Origin of the sequence: Streptomyces sp. NPDC058663 (assembly GCF_042716745.1) — a bacterium.
In the GTDB taxonomy this organism is placed as follows: domain Bacteria; phylum Actinomycetota; class Actinomycetes; order Streptomycetales; family Streptomycetaceae; genus Streptomyces.
This window is the reverse complement of record NZ_JBHXRV010000110.1, coordinates 1-2574: the sequence shown is the minus strand read 5'-3', so window position 1 is coordinate 2574 and position 2574 is coordinate 1. Positions and strand designations below refer to the sequence as shown.

The 2574-nt window shown below is 72.5% G+C and carries 2 protein-coding genes; both read left to right on the top strand.

Going from position 1 to position 2574, the window contains the following annotated elements:
• Nucleotides 1-1525, top strand: a 1525-nt coding sequence (locus tag ACFWVV_RS37685) for an amino acid adenylation domain-containing protein (protein WP_384359150.1), incomplete at its 5' end; no start/stop codon positions are given.
• 98 nt (nt 1526-1623) lie between these two features.
• The coding region (locus ACFWVV_RS37680; protein ID WP_384359148.1) for a condensation domain-containing protein at nt 1624-2574 on the top strand (951 nt) is incomplete at its 3' end.

Here is a 2574-nt window from a genome sequence, read left to right as displayed (position 1 = left end):
TGTCGAGGTGGTACGGACCGAGGACCTGGCCGAGGAGCTGGCGGCTCTGCCCGTGACCCGCCCGGCTGTTCCCGTAGACCCGCAGAACCCCGCGTGCGTGCTGTACACCTCCGGCTCCACCGGCCGGCCCAAGGGAGCCCTGCTGCACCACCACGCCGTCACCAACCGGCTGCGCGGCATGGTCGACCAGTACGGTTTCCACGCGGGCGACCGCGTCGTGCACAAGTCACCCCTCGGCTTCGACCCGCACCTGTGGGAGTGCTTCGTCCCGCTGCTGGTCGGCGCGCGGATCGTGATGGCGGCCCCCGGCGGCCACCGCGACCCCGACTACCTGCTCCGCCTGTGCGAGCGCGCCCGGATCAGCTGCTGCGACGTGGTGCCCTCCATGCTCCGCGCCCTCCTCGACCACGGCGGACTCTCCGCCCGCGCGGCCGGTCTGCGCCTGATGCTGTGCGGCGGCGAAGAACTGTCGCCCGCTCTCGCCGACGAGTTCCTGCGTCAACTGCCCGGCGCCCAGCTGCACAACATGTACGGGCCCACCGAGACCACCATCGACGCCGCCACCCACCAGGTCACCGCACCGGTACCCACCGGCCGGATCTCCATCGGCCGACCGGTACCCGGTTCCCGCGTGCACGTGCTGGATGCGGGGCTGCGGGTGCAGCCGGTGGGTGTGCCCGGTGAGCTGTGCATCGGCGGGGTGCCGCTGGCGCGGGGGTATCACGGGCGTCCGGGGCTGACGGCGGACCGGTTCGTGCCGGATCCGTTCACGGCGGGCGGCCGTCTGTACCGGACGGGTGACCTGGTGCGGTGGCGGGCGGAGGGGACGGTGGAGTACCTGGGGCGTCTCGATCACCAGATCAAGATCCGTGGTCAGCGGATCGAGCCCGCCGAGATCGAGACCGCGCTCGTCGGCCACCCCGCGGTGGACCAGGCCCTGGTCACCGCCGTGCCCGACACGGACGGCACCCCCCAACTCGTCGCCTACCTCACCGAACACCAGGACACGGCACACCTGGACGGACCGCTGGCCGCCGCACCGCTGCGCGCCTTCCTCGCCGAGCGGCTGCCCGCAGCCATGATCCCCGGCGTGCTCGTCCGGCTGGAGGCCTTCCCGCTGCTGGCCAACGGCAAGGTCGACCTCAAGCGGCTGCCGTCCGCACCCGGCGAACGGCTCGTCGTGGAACGCACCTACGAGCCGCCTGCCGACGCACTCGAAGAGGTGCTCGCCGGAATCTGGTGCGAGGTGCTCAAGACCGACCTGGTCGGTGTCCAGGACGACTTCTACGACCTCGGCGGGCACTCCTTGCTCGCCACCCAGGTGGTCTCCCGCATCCACACGATGCTGCGCGTCGAGGTGTCGCTGCGCTCCTTCGTGGGGGTCTCCACCGTCCGCCGGCTCGCGGACGTCGTCCGCGACACGGCCCGCGCAGCCGGCGGGCACGACGCCGACCAGATCGCCGAGCTCGTGCTCCAGATCAGCCGGCTGCACGCGGACGAGATCGCCGCCCAGCTCCAGGGCTGACCCCGCACACCGCCCGGCTCCAGCCCCGACCCCGCGCACCCCGGTCCGCCGCACACGCGCGCCTTCCGACTTCGTACGTGATCACGGAGGTACGACCCATGACCCTCGACCCCTTCTCCGCAGAGCGACAGAAGCTCCTCGACCAGCTGCTCGACCGCAAGGGCGTGGCCCGCACGGCGACAGCCGTCGAGCGGCGTCCCGACCCCTCGGCACCCGCCCCGCTGTCCTTCGCCCAGGAGCGACTGCACTTCTTCGACCGCATGCAGCAGGGATCCCCGCTCTACTCCATGGTCGGCCTGGTCCGGCTGCGCGGGGCGGTGGACGTGGCGGCCCTGGAGAGCTCGCTCGGCGAGGTCGTCGCCCGGCACGAGGTGCTGCGCACCGTCTTCCGCGAGGACGCCGGAGGCACCGTTCAGCAGATCGTGCTGCCCGCCGTCGGCGTCGGCCTCCCGGTGACGGATGCGGCCGGACGCGGCGAGGACGCGGTGCGCGAGCGGGTGCGCGCCGAGACCGCCCGCGGTTTCGACCTGTCCGCCGGACCGCTGCTGCGCGGCTCGCTGGTCGCCGTCGACGACTCCGAGCACGTCATGGTGCTGTGCATGCACCACATCGTGGTCGACGGCTGGTCGCTCGGCGTCCTCGTCGAGGAACTGGCCGCGATCTACGCCGCCACGGTCTCGGGACGTAGCGCCGGACTGCCCGAACTGCCCGTGCAGTACGCGGACTTCGCGGTGTGGCAGCGCGAGTGGCTGTCGGGGGAGCGGCTGGAGAAGCAGCTGGCGTACTGGCGCGGCCGGCTGGACGGAGCCACCGCTCCGGAAGTCCCCGGCGACCGCCCCCGGCCCGCCGTGGACTCCTTCGCGGGCTCCTCCGTACCCGTCGAGGTCCCGGCGGACGTGGTGGCCGGTCTGACCCGGCTGGTGGAGGGGGAGTCGGCGACGTTGTTCATGGGGCTGCTCGGGGCTTTCTCCGCGGTGCTGGGTCGTTGGTCGGGGCAGAGCGACGTGGTGGTCGGTACGGCTGTCGCGGGCCGTACCCGTACCGAACTG